This window comes from Mesorhizobium sp. M6A.T.Cr.TU.014.01.1.1 (assembly GCF_004022765.1).
GTDB classification, from domain to species: domain Bacteria; phylum Pseudomonadota; class Alphaproteobacteria; order Rhizobiales; family Rhizobiaceae; genus Mesorhizobium; species Mesorhizobium mediterraneum.
In genome coordinates this window covers 53,927-72,755 of sequence record NZ_RZPG01000022.1, presented here as the reverse complement: position 1 = coordinate 72,755, position 18,829 = coordinate 53,927, and the positions used below count along the sequence as shown (strand labels likewise).

The window sequence follows — 18,829 nt, the reverse complement described above, 5'->3', positions numbered from 1 at the left end:
CTCCTGTTTGATTTCCTTCACTTTTTACTCCACTTTTCTCTCCTGACATAGATGCCGCCAAAACCCTGCTAGCATGGCGCGGAATCATCGCCCCAACCTTTGGTCGAACGCCAACAGAGTGCCGTCTGCATGAAGGAAAAAATCTCGATCGCCATGGCCCGGCGCATCGCGCTTGCCGCACAGGGCTTTACCGATGTCAGGCCGAACGGCACGCCCAATCGCCGCCATCTGGCCCGCGTCCTTGCCCGCACCGGCCTGCTGCAGATCGATTCCGTCAGCGCAGTGGTGCGTGCCCACTATATGCCGCTCTATTCGCGGCTTGGCCCCTACCCGCTTGCGCTGCTCGACAACGCCGCCGTGACGCGCAAGCGCACGGTCTTCGAATACTGGGCGCATGAAGCCTCTTTTCTACCGGTCGAAACCTATCCGCTGATGCGCTGGCGCATGGAACGGGCCGAGCGCGGCGAGGAAATGTATAATGGGCTGGCCAAGTGGGGGCGCGAACGCACCACTTACATTGAAGACATTTATCGCGAGGTTGTATCGCGCGGCCCGCTCGCCGCGTCGGCTCTCGAAGGCCAAAAGGGAAACGGCGGTTGGTGGGGCTGGAGCGACGCCAAGCACGCTTTTGAATGGCTGTTCTGGGCCGGCCGCATCACCACGGCATCACGTCGTGGCTTCGAGCGGCTTTATGATCTGCCGGAACGGGTGCTGCCGCCGGCAATACTCAGCTTGCCGGTGCCCTCCCCTGAGGATGCGCATCGCGAATTGCTGCGCATTTCCGCCCGCGCCCACGGCGTCGCGACAGCGGGAGACCTGCGCGACTATTTTCGTCTCTCTCCCGCCGACATCAAGGGCCGCATCGAGGAACTGGTCGAGGCAGGTGATCTTTTGCCGGTTCGCGTCGAAGGTTGGGACAAGCCTGCCTATCTGCACAAGGACGCCCGTTTTCCGCGCCGGATCGAGGCGCGCGCCCTGCTCGCGCCGTTCGATCCTGTCGTCTTCGAGCGCTCCCGAACGGAAAGACTGTTCGACTTCCGCTATCGCATCGAGATCTATACCCCTGCCGAAAAGCGCCAGTACGGTTACTATGTGCTGCCGTTCCTGCTCGGCGAAAGGATCGTGGCGCGCATCGACCTCAAGGCCGACCGTCCCGCCGGCGTGCTGCGCGTCCATGCCGCCTATGCCGAGCCCGGCGCCCCGCCGCAAACCGCTGCTAAGCTTTTCGAGGAATTGAAGCTGATGCAGGGCTGGCTCGGCCTGGAACGCATCGAGGTGACGCCGGCCGGCGATCTGGGGCCCGTGCTCGCCAACATTGCCGCCTCGTAGACGTGCGTTGACACGACTGCCTCCACAAGCCTAAATCCGGTCCAGACGGTCTCCTCTCGGCAAAGGGAGGAGCCAAGAGGGAATGCGGTGCGAAATTCCGATTTCAAATCCGCGGCTGTCCCCGCAACTGTAAGCGACGAGCCAAGGCCGAAAACCACTGGGACGGTCCCGGGAAGGCGGCACCAAGGCGATGACCCGCGAGCCAGGAGACCTGCCGTCTAGGACATAAGAATCCGATCGCCTGGCGGGTTTTCCGGGCAAGGAGCCTGATTTGGAACGCGACAGCAGTTTTTCGGCTGAGACAGCGGGCGTATTGTCCGGCGATTGTGATGCCTTGGCCGGCGTTACCGTGATCATCTGCGCCTCCTGCCGCAATGAGACCGGCTCCGATGGCCATCCCCGCGCCGGCGAACTGCTTGCTGAAGACACGCGCCGCGCCGCTTCAGGCGAAAATATCCGCATCCGCACCGTCGAATGCCTCGGCAACTGCAAGCGCCGGCTGAGCGCCGCGATCCTGCGCGACGGCTGCTGGAGCTATGTCTTCGGCGACCTGACCGCGACAAGCGGCGCCGATCTCGTCGCTGGCGCAAAGCTCTTCGCCACCTCGACCGACGGCCTCATTCCATGGCGCGGCCGCCCCGATTGCCTGAAGCGCGGCCTCGTCGCCCGCGTCCCTCCCCTCGACCTTTTGAAGGACCAGATATGACCGCTTCCGTCTCCCGCGTGCCCTGCACCGTCGTCACCGGCTTCCTCGGCGCCGGCAAGACGACGCTGATCCGCCATCTGCTCGAAAACGCCGGGGGCAAGCGGCTGGCCATCATAGTCAACGAGTTCGGCGACATCGGCATCGACGGCGAGATCCTCAAAGGCTGCGGCATCGACACCTGCCCCGAGGAAAACATCGTCGAGCTGGCCAATGGCTGCATCTGCTGCACCGTCGCCGATGATTTCGTCCCGGCGCTCGATCAGATCCTGTCGCTGACGCCGAGGGTCGACCATATCCTGATCGAAACCTCCGGCCTCGCTCTGCCCAAGCCGCTGGTCCAGGCCTTCCAGTGGCCGACGGTCAAGAGCCGGGTGACGGTCGACGGCGTCATCGCCGTCGTCGACGGACCGGCGCTGGCTGATGGCCGCGTTGCCAACGACATGTACGCCCTGCAGGCGCAGCGCGCGCAGGACGAGACGCTCGACCACGACGATCCGGTCGAGGAGGTGTTCGAGGACCAGCTGGCTTGCGCCGACCTGATCATATTGTCGAAGAGCGACCTGATGGACGCCGCCGGCTCGGCCCGCGCCAATGCCATCATCGGCGAGCACACCGCGCGCGCCGTCAAGATCGTGCCGACCTCGCAGGGCAAGGTCGATCCGTCTGTGCTGCTCGGCCTCGGCCTTGCCGTCGAGGACGACATCGAGAACCGCAAGACCCACCACGACGACGAGCTTGACCACGAGCACGACGATTTCGACTCGTTCGTCATCGACATTCCGTCGATCGCCAATCCCGATGAGCTGGCTTTGCGCGTCGCCACCGCGGCGGAGGAAGAAAACGTGCTGCGCGTGAAAGGGTTTGTCGAGGTTGGCGGCAAGCCGATGCGGCTGTTGCTGCAGGCCGTCGGTCCGCGCGTCAATCACTATTACGACCGCGCCTGGACCGCCGACGACGACCGCCGCTCGCGCCTCGTCGTCATCGGCCTGAAAGGGCTGAACCGCCCGGCAATCGAGCGTATCCTCGCCGGCTGACCTCAGGCACGAGCCGCGATGCACATCCTCACCACAACATCCGCCTCGCTCGACGATCTCGCCGAGCCTGTCGATCTCAGGCAGACGCCTGCGGATATCGTGGCGCTGTCCTTCACCGACAGCGATCTGGCCGGCTTGGCGGCGGCGTGGAAGGCGGACGCGGATCGCCTGCCGTCGATGCGGCTGGCGGCTCTACGCGATCTGCGCCATCCGATGTCCGTCGATCTCTGGGTCGACAGCGTCGCCCGCCACGCGAAGGTTATTTTGGTTCGCATCCTCGGTGGCTACGACTGGTGGCGCTATGGCTGCGACCAGCTCGCCTCGACCGCCCGCGCGCGTGGCATAAAACTGGCGCTGCTGCCCGGCGAATGCCGCGACGAGGATCTGCGGCTAATCGAATGCTCGACGCTGCCGCGCGACGAATTGGACGGGCTGCTCGGCTATTTTCGCGAAGGCGGCCCAGAGAATATGATGGCGCTGGTGCATCGGCTGGCAAGTCTCGCCGGATCAGGTGTGGCGGTCGCTGAACCTGTCAGCGTGCCGAAGGCGGGCTACTATCAACCCGGACTGGGGGTCGTCGAGCGCGATGTCCCCCTCCCCCTCGAGGGGAGGGTCCGGCCGAAGGCCGGGGGTGGGGTCGCCTCTGACGTGCGCCGACGCAAAGATACGTCGAGCACTGCCGCAACGACCCCACCCGGACCTGCGGTCCGACCTCCCCTCGAGGGGGAGGTAGCCGGCGCTTACTGCTGCGGCGCCGAGTCGATGATCGACTGCATTGTCTCCTGCGCATTGGCTATGGCGCCATCGACGTCTTCGCCGAAGAAGACCTCGTTGACCATCTGGTTCCACGGACCGTTGGCGGAGTTGATCAGGTCGTTGAACACCACCGAATAGGGCGTGCGGCCCTTGGCCATGGCCTCTGCGGCGACCTTGTAGCGCGGGTCGAGGTCTTTCAACGCCTCATTGGCGATGTCGCCGCGCACGGGAAGGCTGCCGTATTTCGCCAGTATGGTCTGGCCCTCGAGCGAATAGGCGAAATCGAGGAACTCCTTCACCACCGCGACCTTCGTGGTGCCCTTGGTGACGACGAAATTGTCACCGCCGGCAAAGGACGACCAGCCGCCATCCTTGCCCGGCAGGAAGGTGACGCCATAGTCGATGTCTGGATATTGGGTGTTCAGCGCGCCGATGGCGAAGGCGCCGGATGGCGAGATGCCGATATTGCCGCCGGCGAAGGCGGCAAAGAAGTTGGAGCCGGTGTCGGTCTGCGCGCCTGCCGGCACCAGATCCTTCTTGACCATCGAGCGGTAGAGGTCGATCGCGCCGCGCAGCTGCGGGCTGTCGAGCGTCGCCTTCGAGCCGTCCTCGGTGAGGATGTCGCCGCCCGACGCCCAGATCAGCGGCGTGAAGGTGAAGATGTTGCAGCCGCCGCAATTGCCGGAGAAATAGAAGCCCTTGATGTCGCCGCCAAGCGCGTTGACCTTTTCGGCGGCGGCTTCGATCTCGGCCCAGTTGGTCGGGCCTTTTTCGGGGTCGAGCCCTGCCTGCTTGAACAGCTTCTTGTTCCAGATCAGCACCGAACTATCGGCGGAGAACGGCAGCCCGTAGATGCGGTCCTTGTAGGTGCCGGTTTTGACATGCGCCGGCGACAGGCTGTTGAAATAAGGCAGCGATTTCGCCCAGTCGGTGATGTCCTCCAACTGGCCGGCGGCAGCGAAGGACGGCGTGTAGATCAGGTCGAGCGAGAGCGCGTCGGGTGCTGTGCCGCCGGCGGCGGCGGCGCCGTATTTCGGTATGATCTCGGCATTGGGGATGATGTCCAGCTTGACCTGGTTTTCATGCCCCTTGTTGAAGGCATCGACAATGCGCGGCATGAAGTTCGAGCCGTCGGCGCGAACCCAGATGTTGGCGGTCTCGGCGGCGGCCGCCGGTAAGGCAAAGATGCTCGCGGCAAGCGCGAACCCGGTAATGATGGTCCTCATGTTCTCCTCCTCATGGTTTTGCTTCGGCCGCGCTCCCCGCGCAGCGCTTTTGGTTCAGCCGTCCGGCGGACGGCCGCATGACTGACGCACCACCAGCCGGCACGGCAGTTTTCGGATACCCGGCTCGGCGGGGTCGCCGCCGACGAGCGAAAGAAGTGTGAGACCGGCTTCGCGCCCGAGTGCCGCCAGGTTCATGTCGACGGAGGTCAGCGGCGGGCGGGTCGCCTCGGCCACGATCTGCCAATTGTCGAAACCGATGACGCCGACATCGTCGGGCACATCAAGCCCGCGCTCGCGCAGCGCGTCGATGACGCCGCGCGCGATCTGGTCGTTGCCGCAAAAGACGGCATCGGGCTTCTCGCCCCCACTCTTCGACGGCTTACCGTCGAAGAGCTTCTTCACCGCCTCGTGACCCCAGGCCTCCGACCACGATCCGAGCAATGGTTCCATGACCGGCAAGCCTTTCTCGGTCAGCACGTCACGATAGGCCTGCGCCCGCGCGTGCACCACCGCAAAACTCGCCGGCCCGGTGACATGGGCGATGCGGCGGCGTCCGAGCCGCCAAAGGTGCTCGACCGCAAGGCGCGCGCCGCCGGCATCGTCAGACACGAACGCGACGGCGCCGGGATCGGGCTGGGTGAAGGCGTAAATCACGGGAACGCCGAGATTGGACAGGTCAACCGGCAGATGGCGATCGATGCGCTTGCCGGTGGCGATGATGCCGTCGACGCGCTTGTCGAGCATGGCATCGACATGGAGCTGGCCGAGGCGCTGGTCGTCCTCGACATTGCACAGGAACACCGAGACGCCCTTGTCGACCAGCGCATCCGAGATGCCCGACATGACAGGCAGCGAAAAGCGGCCATAGGTGTCGTTGGTCAACAAGCCGACGGTGAAGCTGCGCCGGCGCAACAGGCTCTGCGCCAGGCTGTTCGGGCGAAAGCCTAGCCGCTGCGCCGTCTCGCGAATCCGCTCGCGCGTCTCGGCGGTCATCCGCCCCTGCCCGTTCAGCGCCTTTGAGGCCGTGGCGACGCTGACGCCGGCGAGCGCTGCCACTTCGCGGAGGGTGACTGGCTTGGTGAAGACTGGTTGGGTGTCGGATGCCATGGTGCGCGGCATATTTCCTTAGTTGGGAAAAGGTTTTCTCTTGTTGGCCTGCGAGGCGCTGATTGGTGAGGTCAGCGGTGCGGGCGGTTTGGGAAAAGGTTTTCTCAGAGGGAGATTAGGGGAAGGATGTGGGGATGGCAAGAGGGATAGATTTGGTTTTGGGCGTGTCTAAGATTTCTGCCAGGTGCCGTGATCTACGACCGCTTTGCGCCATTTGCAGACGTCAGCGAGTGCAGCCACTATGGTCCGTGTTCATATCGGACGTTTCCGGTCTGACGCCGCGCGGATCCCTCCCGCCATTGATGCGATCGAGTTCGCAGCCACCTGGCGGAAGGCGGAAGGTTCTGATCCGCCCTTTCTTGCTGCTGCGGTAGGAAGACTTCTTGATTCAGCCACAAGCCCAAATTGCTGGATTTGGCAGCCCGGGAAGGATAGGCTTGGTTTTTGGTTCAAGCGATGGAACAGAGACTAGCCGCAATTCTGGCTGCTGATATGGCGGGCTACAGTCGGCTAATGGAGGCCGACGAAACCGGCACGCTCGCACGCCTTCGGACCCATCGCATAGAACTGATCGATCCCGCCATCGCGAAGAACAAGGGCCGGATCATCAAGACCACCGGAGACGGCATGCTCGTTGAGTTCCAGAGCGTGACCGATGCCGTGAAATGCGCCGTGGAAATCCAACAGCGCATGAAACGGCGCAATTCGGATGTGCCGCAAGAACGGCGTATCGAATTCAGGATCGGCATAAATCTCGGCGACATCATTTTCGACGATGAGGACATTTTCGGCGACGGCGTCAATATTGCCGCGCGCATCGAGCAACTCGCCGACGTCGGCGGTATCTGCGTGACCGCAGCGGTGGCGACCCAAATTGCCGACCGTCTCGAAATTGCCATGGAGGACCTGGGCGAGAAGACGTTAAAGAACATCAGCCGCCCGGTTCGCCTCTATCGCATTGGGTTTGACAGTGCTGTCCTGCCGGAAGTCGAGGCAAAGCGATCCATTTCGAAACCTTCGATAGTGGTGCTGCCATTCGACAACATGAGCGGCGACCCCGAGCAGGAATTTTTCGCGGACGGTCTGACCGAGGACATCATCACCGAACTGTCCCGCCACCATGAGCTGTTCGTCATCTCGCGCAATTCCAGCTTCGTCTACAAGAACCGCGCCGTGAATGTGCGCGAAGTGGCCGAGAAACTCGACGTCCAATACCTGGTGGAGGGAAGCGTCCGCAAGATCGGCAACAGGGTGCGCGTGACGGTTCAGCTCATCGACACGGCGAATGACGCTCATATCTGGGCAGACAAATATGACCGGAAGCTGGACGACATATTCGCGATTCAGGATGAGGTGACCGCAGCGATCGCAGCCACGCTGCCCGGTCGTGTCGAGGCGGCCCAGCGGGACCAGCTCGCGCGGGCGAAACCTGCAAACATGGCCGCCTATGAATGTGTGCTTGCTGCCAAGGTGCTGCATCACCGAAGCACGATTGCGGATAATGAACGCGCGCAAACCTTGATAGGCAGGGCCGTCGCGCTCGACCCCGATTATGCCCATGCCCATGCCTGGCGAGCCTGCATCCTTGGCCAGGCCTGGGTCCATAACTGGTGCGAAGACAGGGATGCCGTCTGGAACGACATCATGGCAGCGCTGGACAGGGCGCTGGCGCTGGACGACAACGATGCCGATGTCCACCGCATCCTCGCCGCAGTGAACGTGAACAACAATGAGCTGACCACAGCGCGCTACCATCAAGAGCGCGCCCTCGCCCTCAATCCCAATTACGACCTCGTGGTGGTGCAGCAAGGCGAGTTATTGACCTGGCTGGGGAGGCCGGAAGAGGGAATTGAATGGATCCGCAAGGCAATGCAGTTGAACCCGCACCACCCGGAGAGGTTCTGGAGCCATCTGGGAAAGGCGCATTTCGCCGCGCGCCAGTATGGCGAGGCGATCGAAGCCTTCATGCATCTGTCAACCATGGACTCGGTTCAGCACGCTTTCGCCGCTGCCTGCTACGGCTGGCTGGGCGACGAAATCGCGGCCGCGGCGCATCTAGGCAAGATCAGAACGCTCGATCCCCAATTCGACCTCGATTCATTTATCGCCACCCTGCACTATGCCCAGGAAGCTGACGCGCAGCACGTCCGCGAAGGACTGCTGAAAGCCGGTATTGCCCACCTGTAGCCAGCCCGTAACACGAACCAGATCCAATCGGGGCCAGGCAAAAAAGCCCCCCACCCGATGCGGACCTTGCGGCATGACCGAACGATGGGCAGCGCCGGGTCAGAGGCGGCCGTTCCCCACCAACGCGCTCCCACGCCGGCGGTGCTTCACTGTTTGAAGCAGGGGTCGCGATGCCAGCTGGCCGAGGCGCTGGTCGTCCTCGAGATTGCAGAGAAACACTGGGACGCCCTTGTCGACCAGCGCATCCGAAATGCCCGACATGACCGGCAGCGAAAAGCGGCCATAGGTGTCGTTGGTCAAAAGGCGACGGTAAAGGAGCGCCGCCGCAACAGGCGCTGCGCCGGGCTGTTCGGGCGAAAGCCGAGCCGCTGCGCCGTCTCGCGAATGCGCTCGCGCGTCTCGGCAGTCATCCGCCCCTGCCCGTTCAGCGCCTTAGACGCCATGGCAACGCTGACGCCGGCAAGGGTGGCCACCTCGCGGAGGGTGACTGGCTTGGTGAAGGCGGGGGCTGGCTGGGCGTCGGAGGACATAGTGGGCGGCGAATTCCTTAGTTGGGAAAAGGTTTTCTCTTGTTGGCCTGCGAGGTGCAGATTGGTGTGGTCAGAGGGATGCGGGCGATTGGGAAAAGGTTTTCTCAGAGGGAGAGAAGGGGGAAGGTGGAGGGGTTGGCAAGTGGAATAGATTTGGTTTTGGGTGTGCCTAAGGTTTCTTGCTAGGTGTCGTGATCTCCGCCGCTTTGCGCCAAGAGGGGCGCTTGGCGCCAGTGTGCAAACGTCTGGATTGGGCCGCAGCGGACGGGCAGCTTTCAGCATCGATGGACGCTATATCCGTCGAAACATGTCACGTCATTGAACCCTGCGCCGGTTCAATGCGCACATGAAGGGTTCTCGCCGCCCTCCCGCGACCCACTACGGTGATGCGGTGCACAACCCTAAACTGTTGCAAGGAAGCAAAAAGGCGGGCAAACCTTATTAGGGATCGGATATTGGGGGAATCGAATGGCTTTTGATATTTGGAATTTTCTTGGCGGTTTGCTTGCGGGCACGATTGGCGGCTCTCTGCTGACCTTCCATTTCACCAAGAACGTGCGCGCTGACCGCCATGGTACCGCGACCGACCAGTCCGATGCGCGTGCCGGTGGAGACATTGTGGGCCGGGACAAGCGCTAGCTTGCTGACGGCACGATATGAAATCCATGGACATTGCGACGCAAGAAAGCACTATTTCCAACCAGCAAGGTGCCCAAGCAGGCGGTAACATTGCAGGTCGTGACTACTACAACTTCGAACCTAAAAAGGGCGTGGTCGAAAAACTGCTTCTCAAACTGAAGGAGCAGTACGACTGCAACGAACAGACCCAGACGACCATGGACGAGCTGGCGCGATACTATACCCGCCGCTCCGCCGACGGGATTGACGGACTCGAAGCAAAACTCAAAGCGAGCGGGCGCTTTGATTATTATGATGAGGCAATCGAGAAGAAAGAAATGTTCGCGAAGCTGCTGGAGAGATGGTCTCTCTATTCATCGGCTCAGGAGATTTTCGTTCACATCCTCGCCAGGGCCGAGAACGAGTTTACTCAGGTGATTTATAGTCAAATTCCGAAGAGGACGCTTGAAGAAATAAATGCGCTTGTGATCGACCGCATTGTGAATCCGATTGTTGAAGAATGCGGCGGCGATCTGATGTCGGTGAACCATAACCTGGTTCAGGGAATGGTATACTGGCTGGCGGAACAGTGTTTCATCAAGTGGCATGGCCCGGTGGCGGCATGACGCAGCTCACCTACAACGAGGCCTTCGACCCCTACCATGCAGTCTTCAGATTCCTGAGACTGCACCTCGCTTGCGATATCAGCGCCAAATTGCCGTTCGACACTTTGCGCATCTTGGATTTTTATCTTCTCTTCCCATTCCGACTTCAAGCAATGAAGCTTTTGTCGGGTGACACGGGTTGGAGGAAAATAAGCAGATCCTATGAAGGCCAGGCTCCGTACGGTGCGATGCCGGACGACAGCACCATTTTTGCCCGGATGGAACCTTTCCAAAGGGCGGCGGCTGCCAGCCTCGTCCACAGTGGCCACTTGGCTTCCGATGCATGGGACTCGAACGAGGTTAAATTCACTGCCGATGCGCTTCCAGCAACGGTGAAGGTGCGCTGTTCAGAACTGAACACCCGCATGAAGGATGTCGTTGACATCCTGTGCCAGATTAAGGCGCGTTACCCCCTCGGAGGCCGTGACGGACTGAAGGATAGAACAGGGCTTTTGGAGTACCGATATGACTCGGTATGATCCCTGTCTCATCGTTAAGCGCCTCGTTGTGAAACGCGGGGCCTCGATCCTATACGACGAGGCGTTTCATACGGGCGTCAACGTGATCCGGGGAGACAACTCCTCGGGCAAATCGACGATCATGAACTTTGTTTTCTTCGGGCTAGGCGGCGATCTCGACCGCTCGGCCTGGAGTGAGCATGCGCTGTTGTGTGAGCATGTGTGGCTGGAGGCGGAGTTTAATGGCAATCCGGCCGTCCTTCGCCGTCAGATCGATGTCTCATCACAATCTGCGATGGAGATCTTCGGCGGACGCTATGAGCAAGCTGTTTCGGCTCCAATCGAGGCGTGGCACCGATACTCCTACGCTCGCTCAAAGAACCAGGAGAGTTTCTCTCAGGCAATCTATCGCCTTCTCGACATGCCGGACGTCGCCGTGGAAGGCACGTCCAGCATCACAATTCATCAGATTCTCCGCCTTCTATACGCCGATCAACTCTCGCCGACCGAGAGCCTCTTTCGGTTTGAGGGTTACGATCCTGAGAACCTGCGTGAGGCTGTGGGCAACCTGCTATGCGGTGCGTTCGACACCGAAATCTACGAACTGCAGCAGCTGAAACGAACGAAGGAACGCGAATTTACAGACGCTTCCGCTGAACTAAGAAGCATCTTCAGGGTCGTTGGTGGTGGCGACGAGAGCATGACGCTTGGCTGGATCGAGCAACGCCGCAAAGGGTTGGTCGAAGAGCGTGATGCTGTCTCAGCCCAGCTGGTAGTAGCCGAGGAAGCGTTCTATTCCAGTCAGTCGTCCGACAAGATTACCCTTCAGGCTCAGAGGGAAGTCTATAAGCAGGTACAGAGGCTGCAGGCGGACATCCGCCAGAAGCAGGTCGACGTAGATTCCGTGGAATTCGAGCTCTCGGATTCAGCTGCCTTTATAAAAACGCTAAACGCACGTCTTGAGGCTTTGCGCGACGCTGACCTTGCCGCCGAGGTCGTTGGCACCGTTCGCTTTGGAACATGCCCGGCGTGCTACGCTGAGGTCGTTGATCACGACAATAAGGTTGAAGCGTGCCATCTTTGCAAGACGCCGCTCGACACTGAACGTGCGCGAGAGCGGGTAGTCGGGATAATCAACGAGCTTTCGATACAAGTAAAACAGTCCGAGCGCCTGCAGGACATCAGAGCCGAGCGTCTCAAAACCCATCAGGTCCAACTGAACGCAATGCAAGTAGCTTGGCGGCTTAAGGCAAAGGAACTGGCTGATCTCAGTTCGGTGCCAACATCAAAAGCCCGCGAGGATATTCGCGAGATGCAGCGAAGGCTCGGTTACATCGACAAATCGATCGAGGACATCGAAGCGCAAGTGAAACTCGCCAACAAGATCGGCGATCTATCAGCCAGAAAGTCGCAGCTGGATCAGGACATTCAGGCGCTAGGCAATCGCATCAGTGGCTTGCAACTCAGCCAGACCGATCGCCTTCGGACCGCAAAAGCCAGCATTGAAAAGAACATCATCGAGATACTGCGTGGCGATCTGAAGCGCCAGGATTCCTTCGAGAGCCCGGAGCATGTGCAATTCTCATTCGCGAAAAACACGATCACTGTAGACGAGCATACCTATTTCTCTGCCAGCTCTCGCGTTGTGCTCAAGGCCGCGTTTCTGGTCGGCTTCCTCAAGGCTGCCCTTTATGATCGGAAGTTCCGTCATCCTCGATTCCTCATGATCGATATCACTGAGGACAAGGGGATTGAGCAGGCACGAAGCCATAACTTCCAAAAGCAGGTGATCGAGATTTCTGACCAGGCGCCAGTCGAGCACCAGATCATCCTTGCCACAGCAATGCCCTGGCCTGGCATAAGGCCCGAGCTGTTTGTTGGGAGACATTCAACGCGAGAGCAAGGCACGCTGGGTTTTCTTCCGCGCAATGTCGGTGGCGCTGAGCAAGTTTAGGAGACGTCGATGGCGAACGCACAACCCATTGAGATCGCAGGGCACCAATTTGAACGGAAGACAGATGCGCTGGCATTCATGAAGGTCATGCTCAATCGCTATCAACCGGGGGAAACTGTCAGCGCGGCTGACGGAGCATTTCTCGCAGCAGCGCTGAAACGTCACCCTGAGGCCAGCACCAAGATCGGACCGGGCATACGCAGCTTTGATGTGCGGTCGGCCGACTATGGAACTCAGTGTTTTTGGATATTGCGGATAGACGGTTCCGACGCGCGCTTCTCTTACAAGAGCTGCGTGTAGCGGCAATGACGGTGCGTGAGCGCTTGAGCGGCCAGTCAGGAGATCAGCCTTGAGCCAAACAGCTGCCGCTGCCAGCGCTCGGTCCGAGTTTATCGCTCCCGGCAGGACGAAAAATGATTGGACTAAATTTGCCAAGCTTCTCGTGCCTGGCGGCGATGCCAATGTTTGGGCGGAAGCCTTCGACACCTATCTTCTCGCCAGACTGCAGAGCCGTTATCTCAGGCCTATAGGGATGCTACGGGATAAAGGCAGATGGGAAGGTGAAGGCTTCACCATCGTTTCGATTCAGTGTGCGCTGATCGAGTTTCTTGCGGCGACGCGTGCTGGGAAGAAATATAGGCACAAGAACGCCCAGTCTCCGCACGAGTATCAAAACAGCCGCAAACTTTTTGTCGATTTCCTGTTCCAGACCGCACCTTTCGACAAGGTATTTTCCGAAGGGGACGCGGGAGATTTTTACAGCAATGTTCGCTGTGCGCTCCTGCACGAGGCTAGAACGAAGGACGGCTGGATTATTTGGGTTACCGGCGCAGTTCCCGTCGATTGTAACAAGAAAATCGTCTATCGTGATAGCTTCCAGGCCACTATCGAAGGCTACATCAACGATTACGGCTTGGCGTTGACGGCCGACGCATCGCTCCAGGATGCCTTCATCAGGAAGTTTAACGATCTAGCCGCTTAAATGGCACGTTCACTGCTGCGGATCTGAGATCGTCCCTGAGACTATGGCGCGGACGATACCGGTCAAGTGGTGAATATCAGTCCCTACGATTTTACATCGGACATTCAGACGCCGGATCTCGGTCAGGTTGTTGTTTGGCGAAATGCAAACGGAACCTGCGCAGCAGCTAACGTCTTGGCGATCACCCATCGAAGCGCGGAGCTGATCGATACCAAGTCAGTTTCGATTTCGTAGTCTTGCCAGGAGGTGCGGCCGACTTTTCGAAGACCTAGTTGGTACGCCTAGGTGATGTCTGCTTAAGACAACGTCCAACCTCGACCAAACGACCGACTTGCGGCGCAAAGCTGTCGTGCACGGCTCCGTTTGCGAGAGTCTGCTTCGGGTCAAAAGCGGCTATCGCGGCACCGACCGCCCACCACCGCTTCGCGCTTCTCCTGCCGGAATTGGCGCCGAGCATCAGGTTGACCGAGGTCGACGCCTGTGCCCGACATCTGCCAAAGAACAACAAAGCGCCGCGCTATTTTCACGGAGCGTGTCGCAAAAGCCCCGCGGCATCCGTCCTCTGACCAAAGGAGAGCGCCATGCGAAAACTTATCGTCACCGAATTCATCAGCGTCGATGGCATCGCCGAGGTCGAGAAGCTGCCCGGTGTGGCCTGGAACGATGAAATGCAAAGGTTCAAGGAAGACGAGCTTGCCGACAGCGGCGCCATGCTTCTGGGGCGCACGACCTATGAGATTTTTGCCGGCTCATGGCCTGAGGAAACCGGAGACTTCGCCGACCGGTTCAACGCGCTGCCGAAATATGTCGCCTCGACGAGCTTGAAGACGCTGGACTGGAAACCGGCCGAGCTGCTGAAGGGTCCGCTGCCGGAAGCGGTCAGGGAACTGAAGCAAGGCAGCGGCGGCAACATCTATGTGCATGGCAGCCTCAGCGTCGCGCAGGAATTGCTGCGCCACGGGCTGGTCGACCGCATCAGGCTGCTCAGCTATCCCGGCACCGTCGGCCAGGGCAAGCCGCTGTTCCCGCCCGGCGAGCAAGTGCCGCTCGAGCTGATCTCGGCCGCGCCATTCAGCAACGGCGTGGTGGCGCTCGAGTATGCGCCTGTGACGGCGAAGTCGTGATGGCGCGTAACGGTGCATGTACGATTTTGTTGATAAGCTGGCGGGACAGCGCCCCTCTCTGGCCTGCCGGCCATCTCGGGGAGATCGGCAGTTCGGGCTTTGGCGCTCATCCTGCAACGCTGGTGATTGGCGAAGGCGCCGATGACGGCCAATCTCCCCCCTTGAGGGGGAGATACCCGGCAGGGCAGAGGGGGTCGGTTCGACCGGGCGCGGCCTCCTCTTGCGACAGTGGAGGTTGGCGCATTACGCGAGACGACCCCCTCTGGCCTGCCGGCCATCTCCCCCTCAAGGGGGGAGATCGGCAGCTTCGGCCATCAGCGCCTCGCCCAAAGCTTACAGCGCCCCTCCCCGCTTCAACCCTTCTGCTCGGCCGCAACCAGCATCTCAACAAACCTGGTCACCTTAGGCGGGCGGAAGCGCGCGGCGGGGTGGATACTGTGTAGATGCCTCCGGACGGCGGCCGCCATTCGGGCAGGATCTGAACGAGCGCCCCGCGCCTTTCGACGATCGGCGCCGGAACCTTTGTTGTTTTAGAATGTTCTAATGCTTCGGCTGCATTCCGTTTCGCGTGGCCCGCGAACCAAAGATGACCGCCGATTGGCAATCGTCTTTGGGAGGGACGTGACATGCCCTTGCGTTTCAACGGTACAGCAACAATTTTCGCTCTGCTCCTGTCTTCAAGCTTGATCCCCGCCGCGGCTCAAATGAGCGCGAAAGAGAAAATAAGCGGGAAGGATTTCGACAACGCTGCCGCCGAGCAGGCCAAGCGATATCTCGAGGAAGGCCGCGAGACATTCCGCTTCGACACCTTCGGCAGCGAGGATTTCTGGGGCGGCAAACTTAAACTCCACGAGGCAATCGCAGGTGAGAAGCTGGGCGGCACGGGGCCCGGCCTGAGCCCACAGAAAGCCCTCGAACTCGGCCTCAAGGTCGATGTGAACGCCATTCCCAAGGATGTGGCCGATGCGCTCAACAAGGGCGCGGTCGACCTCGCAGATCCCGCGAGCACGCTTGTCCTGCTGAGAGCCAATGCCGTTGTCGGGGTGACCGGGTTCTTCGCCGAGGACGGAAAGACGCTGACTTCGGTGGGCATCCAATGCGCGGTGTGCCATTCAACCGTCGATGACGCCTATGCGCCCGGGATCGGACAACGGCTGGACGGCTGGCCCAACCGTGACCTGAATATCGGCGCGATCGTTGCCCTCGCACCTGATCTCACGGCGTTCACCGAGATGCTGCAGATATCCGAAGCGGAGGTGAAGAAGGCGGTTGAGGCGTGGGGTCCCGGGAAGTTCGATGCCGAACTGAACCTCGATGGCAAAGCATTCCGGCCGGACGGCAAGACGGCCGCCACGCTCAATCCGGCGGCATTCGGATTGGCCGGTATAAACAACCACACATGGACCGGAGCCTGGGGCACAGTGAGCTACTGGAACGCTTATGTGGGCAATCTCGAGATGCACGGGAAAGGCGTGTTTTACGATCCGCGCCTTGATGACGCCGAGAAGTATCCGGTCGCAGCACGAACGAAGCAGGGCCACAAGCAGGACAAGCAGGACCGGATTACGGCCAAGTTGCCGGCGCTCCATTTCTATCAACTTTCGCTGCCGACACCGAAACCGCCGGAGGGCGCCTTCGACAGCGCCGCTGCGGAGAAAGGAGAGGTTCTCTTCAACGACAAGGCCAAATGCGGCACTTGCCACGTGCCACCGCTCTTCACGGAACCGGGCTGGAACCTGCATACCGCCGACGAGATAGGGATCGATGATTTCCAGGCGATGCGATCTCCGGACGAGCGCTACCGGACGGCATCGCTGCGAGCCCTTTGGGACATCGAGAAAATTCACAAGGGCGGTTTCTACCACGATGGGCGGTTCGCCACACTCGACGACGTTGTCGAGCACTATGACGGTCATCTGAGCCTTGACCTAACCGATCAGGAAAAGAGTGATCTGATCGAATACCTGAAGTCGATTTGACCCGGCAGGCTTGAGCGAAGACCATCCCTCCAACAACGCGCGTGACATTTCACAGCGCGCTCCCCTCCGCCACTGAACCCGTCCGCTGCTCGGCCGCGACAAGCATCTCAACAAACCTCGTCACCTTGGGCGGGCGGAAGCGCGCGGCAGGGTAGACCGTGTAGATGCCTCCGGAGGGCAGCTGCCACCCGGGCAGGATTTGGACGAGCCGCCCCGCGGCCAGCTCGTCCCGCACCAAAAAATCCGGCAGCACCGACAGGCCGGCACCCGCGCGTACAGCCGCCAGCACTGCCGGCGTCGCGTCGATGGCGATCGTTGCCTGCATGCGAACCGCTTGATGCTCGTCGTCGCCGCGCGAAAATTGCCACAGCAACGGTTCGCGCAGCGCCAAGTTGGCGACGAAGGGCAGCCCGGCGAGGCCTTGCGGTTCGCCGACCGTGAACCGCCCGGCAAACTCGGCGCCGCACACCATGAACTGCCGGAAGGTGCCGATCCGCCGCGCCTGCAGGCTGGAATCGGCCAGCCAGCCGACGCGGATCGCCACGTCCATTCCACCAGAAGCCAGGTCGATCGTCTCGTCGCCCAGCGTCAGTTCCACCCGGCAGGCGGGATAGCGCGCGCTGAAGGCGGCGACCACCGGCACCACCACCGACGTGCCGTAGTCGTTGGGCGCCGCGATGCGCAGCGTGCCGGTCGGCTCGGTGGCCGCCTGCGCGAGCTCGTCGAAGGCATCCTCGGCCTGCTGCAGGACTTGTAGGCAGCGGGCATGGAATGTCCGGCCGGCCTCGGTCGGATGGACCCGCCGCGTCGTGCGGATCAGCAGCGTCGTTCCGACATCGCGCTCCAGCCGCGCCACCTGCTGGCTGACGACCGCCTTGGTGATGCCCAGCCGCTCGGCAGCCCGCGTGAAGGAGCCGGCGTCGACCACCGCCGCGAAATAGGCCAGCCGGTTCAGGTTCATGCGCGGCTCATGGCAAATGCGGCCTCATTGTCAGGCAATGGCATACATTACGTCTATTTTGTTGGCCTTCAATACGCGTCCCGCTTTTGCCATCTTCCTGAGATCGAGGCTGCGCGGGAGCCGCCCGAATTCGCATTCTCAAGCCTTAGGAGACATCCATGTTCACACGGAGAGCCATCATGAAAACCACCCTCGCCGCCGGCGCCGCTGCCGTCTTTGCTCCCGCCGGGCTTAGTCATGCAGTCGGCGGGCTTTCCTGGAAACATTTTCCGGCCGGGGAAAACGGCTTCTTTCGCGCCCCGGTGCTGATCACCGGCGCCTCCGAGGCGCTGCTGATCGACGGCGGTTTCACCTTCCCCGACGGCCGAGCCGTGGCTGAGGCGATCAAGGCGACCGGCAAGACGCTCACCACCGTCTATGTCAGCCAGTCCGATCCGGACTATTATTTCGGCCTCAAGCCGATCAAGGAGGCTTTCCCGCAAGCACGGGTGATCGCCGCAGCCGAGACGGTGGCCGCCATCAACGGCAGCGTCGACAAGAAAATCGCCGTTTGGGGGCCGCAGATCAAGGAGAATGGCCCGCAGGCGCTCGCCGATGTCGTCATCCCAGAAGTGTTCGACGGCAAGACGCTCACTGTCGATGGCGAGACCATCGAGATCGTCGACGCGGAAGGCCTCGCCAACCGGCGCTATCTCTCGGTGCCGTCGCTGAACGCGGTATTCGGCGGGGTGATGATTTTTTCGGGCGTGCATGTCTGGACCGCCGACACGCCGACTAGGGAACAGCGCGCCGCCTGGCTCGCCAATCTCGAAAAGATCGCGGCCGCCAAGCCAGAAATCGTCGTGCCCGGCCACATGACGCCGCAGGCCGCCACCGACCTGTCGGGCGTCGAGCACACCAAAACCTACCTCATTGCCTTCGAGGAAGAATTGGCCAAGGCCAAGGACGCGGCCGCGCTCAAGGGCGCCATGGAAGCCCGCTTCCCCGGCCTCGGTATGGGGGTCGCGCTCGACATCGGCTCCAAGGTCGCCACCGGCGAGATGAAGTGGGGCTGAGATGGGCAATCTTTCCTTCTCCCCTTCTTGTGGGAGAAGGTGGCCGCGAAGCGGTCGGATGAGGGGTGCTCCAGCTTGGCAAGGACGGCGCTCCGTCCAACACCCCTCATCCGGCTCGACGCTGCGCGCCGATCCACCTTCTCCCACAACAAGGGGAG

At 61.0% G+C, this 18,829-nt stretch carries 16 protein-coding genes, 2 pseudogenes and 1 riboswitch; of the genes and pseudogenes, 14 read left to right on the top strand and 4 right to left on the bottom strand.

Features of this window, described 5'->3' with window-relative positions:
• Positions 1–129: 129 nt before the first annotated feature.
• The 4 genes and pseudogenes from EN885_RS23345 to EN885_RS23330 form a co-directional block, all read left to right on the top strand.
• Positions 130–1,329: a winged helix-turn-helix domain-containing protein gene (locus EN885_RS23345; RefSeq protein ID WP_126106058.1), complete on the top strand. Its 1,200-nt coding sequence runs from the start codon at positions 130–132 to the stop codon at positions 1,327–1,329.
• A 29-nt stretch (positions 1,330–1,358) separates the two neighbouring features.
• Positions 1,359–1,563, top strand: a riboswitch (cobalamin riboswitch).
• A 37-nt stretch (positions 1,564–1,600) separates the two neighbouring features.
• Complete coding sequence (locus tag EN885_RS23340) at positions 1,601–2,035, top strand: DUF1636 family protein (RefSeq protein ID WP_095483432.1); 435 nt, start codon at positions 1,601–1,603, stop codon at positions 2,033–2,035.
• The gene (gene cobW, locus EN885_RS23335; protein ID WP_128335223.1) at positions 2,032–3,069 is read left to right on the top strand and encodes a cobalamin biosynthesis protein CobW; all 1,038 of its coding nucleotides are present in this window, start codon (positions 2,032–2,034) and stop codon (positions 3,067–3,069) included. The genes EN885_RS23340 and cobW overlap by 4 nt, the downstream gene beginning before the upstream one ends.
• An 18-nt stretch (positions 3,070–3,087) precedes the next feature.
• Positions 3,088–3,651, top strand: a pseudogene (locus tag EN885_RS23330) (cobaltochelatase subunit CobN); the annotation flags it as partial.
• Positions 3,652–3,809: 158 nt separating this feature from the next.
• Here EN885_RS23330 and EN885_RS23325 read toward each other — a convergent pair.
• Complete coding sequence (locus tag EN885_RS23325) at positions 3,810–5,051, bottom strand: sugar ABC transporter substrate-binding protein (protein WP_128243473.1); 1,242 nt, start codon at positions 5,049–5,051, stop codon at positions 3,810–3,812.
• Between the two features lie 54 nt (positions 5,052–5,105).
• Positions 5,106–6,158 (bottom strand): LacI family DNA-binding transcriptional regulator, encoded by a 1,053-nt coding sequence (locus EN885_RS23320; RefSeq protein ID WP_128335222.1) that lies wholly within the window; start codon positions 6,156–6,158, stop codon positions 5,106–5,108.
• Between the two features lie 456 nt (positions 6,159–6,614).
• Between EN885_RS23320 and EN885_RS23315 the strand changes: the two genes are divergently transcribed.
• Complete coding sequence (locus EN885_RS23315) at positions 6,615–8,345, top strand: adenylate/guanylate cyclase domain-containing protein (protein WP_128243471.1); 1,731 nt, start codon at positions 6,615–6,617, stop codon at positions 8,343–8,345.
• A gap of 174 nt (positions 8,346–8,519) precedes the next feature.
• On the opposite strand, the pseudogene EN885_RS23310 reads toward EN885_RS23315, so the two are convergent.
• A pseudogene (locus EN885_RS23310) lies at positions 8,520–8,875 on the bottom strand (LacI family DNA-binding transcriptional regulator); the annotation flags it as partial.
• A 468-nt stretch (positions 8,876–9,343) separates the two neighbouring features.
• Here EN885_RS23310 and EN885_RS33670 point away from each other — a divergent pair.
• The 8 genes from EN885_RS33670 to EN885_RS23270 all read left to right on the top strand — a co-directional run bounded on the left by EN885_RS33670 (position 9,344) and on the right by EN885_RS23270 (position 16,655).
• Positions 9,344–9,514 carry a hypothetical protein gene (locus EN885_RS33670; RefSeq protein WP_164897904.1) on the top strand — a complete coding sequence of 57 codons (171 nt, stop codon included), beginning with the start codon at positions 9,344–9,346 and terminating at the stop codon, positions 9,512–9,514.
• Positions 9,515–9,540: 26 nt separating this feature from the next.
• Complete coding sequence (locus EN885_RS23305; protein WP_128243470.1) at positions 9,541–10,119, top strand: ABC-three component system protein; 579 nt, start codon at positions 9,541–9,543, stop codon at positions 10,117–10,119.
• A complete protein-coding gene (locus EN885_RS23300; protein ID WP_128243469.1) occupies positions 10,116–10,637 on the top strand; it encodes an ABC-three component system middle component 5 in 522 nt (173 codons plus the stop codon). The genes EN885_RS23305 and EN885_RS23300 overlap by 4 nt, the downstream gene beginning before the upstream one ends.
• Entirely contained in the window at positions 10,624–12,570 is a 1,947-nt protein-coding gene (locus EN885_RS23295) for an AAA family ATPase (protein WP_128243468.1), read from the top strand. Before EN885_RS23300 ends, EN885_RS23295 begins: the two co-directional genes overlap by 14 nt.
• Positions 12,571–12,579: 9 nt before the next feature.
• On the top strand, positions 12,580–12,870 hold the full coding sequence (locus EN885_RS23290) for a DCL family protein (protein ID WP_128243467.1): 291 nt from the start codon (positions 12,580–12,582) through the stop codon (positions 12,868–12,870).
• Positions 12,871–12,919: 49 nt separating this feature from the next.
• Positions 12,920–13,552 carry a hypothetical protein gene (locus EN885_RS23285; RefSeq protein ID WP_128243466.1) on the top strand — a complete coding sequence of 211 codons (633 nt, stop codon included), beginning with the start codon at positions 12,920–12,922 and terminating at the stop codon, positions 13,550–13,552.
• Between the two features lie 581 nt (positions 13,553–14,133).
• Complete coding sequence (locus EN885_RS23280) at positions 14,134–14,676, top strand: dihydrofolate reductase family protein (protein WP_128243465.1); 543 nt, start codon at positions 14,134–14,136, stop codon at positions 14,674–14,676.
• 704 nt (positions 14,677–15,380) lie between these two features.
• Positions 15,381–16,655 carry a hypothetical protein gene (locus tag EN885_RS23270; RefSeq protein WP_245493129.1) on the top strand — a complete coding sequence of 425 codons (1,275 nt, stop codon included), beginning with the start codon at positions 15,381–15,383 and terminating at the stop codon, positions 16,653–16,655.
• Positions 16,656–16,704: 49 nt separating this feature from the next.
• Here the strand turns inward: EN885_RS23270 and EN885_RS23265 are convergent, their stop codons facing one another.
• On the bottom strand, positions 16,705–17,616 hold the full coding sequence (locus EN885_RS23265) for a LysR family transcriptional regulator (protein WP_128243463.1): 912 nt from the start codon (positions 17,614–17,616) through the stop codon (positions 16,705–16,707).
• A gap of 158 nt (positions 17,617–17,774) precedes the next feature.
• On the opposite strand from EN885_RS23265, the gene EN885_RS23260 reads away from it, so the two are divergent.
• Entirely contained in the window at positions 17,775–18,671 is an 897-nt protein-coding gene (locus tag EN885_RS23260) for an MBL fold metallo-hydrolase (RefSeq protein WP_206616841.1), read from the top strand.
• The last annotated feature ends 158 nt before the right edge of the window (positions 18,672–18,829 follow it).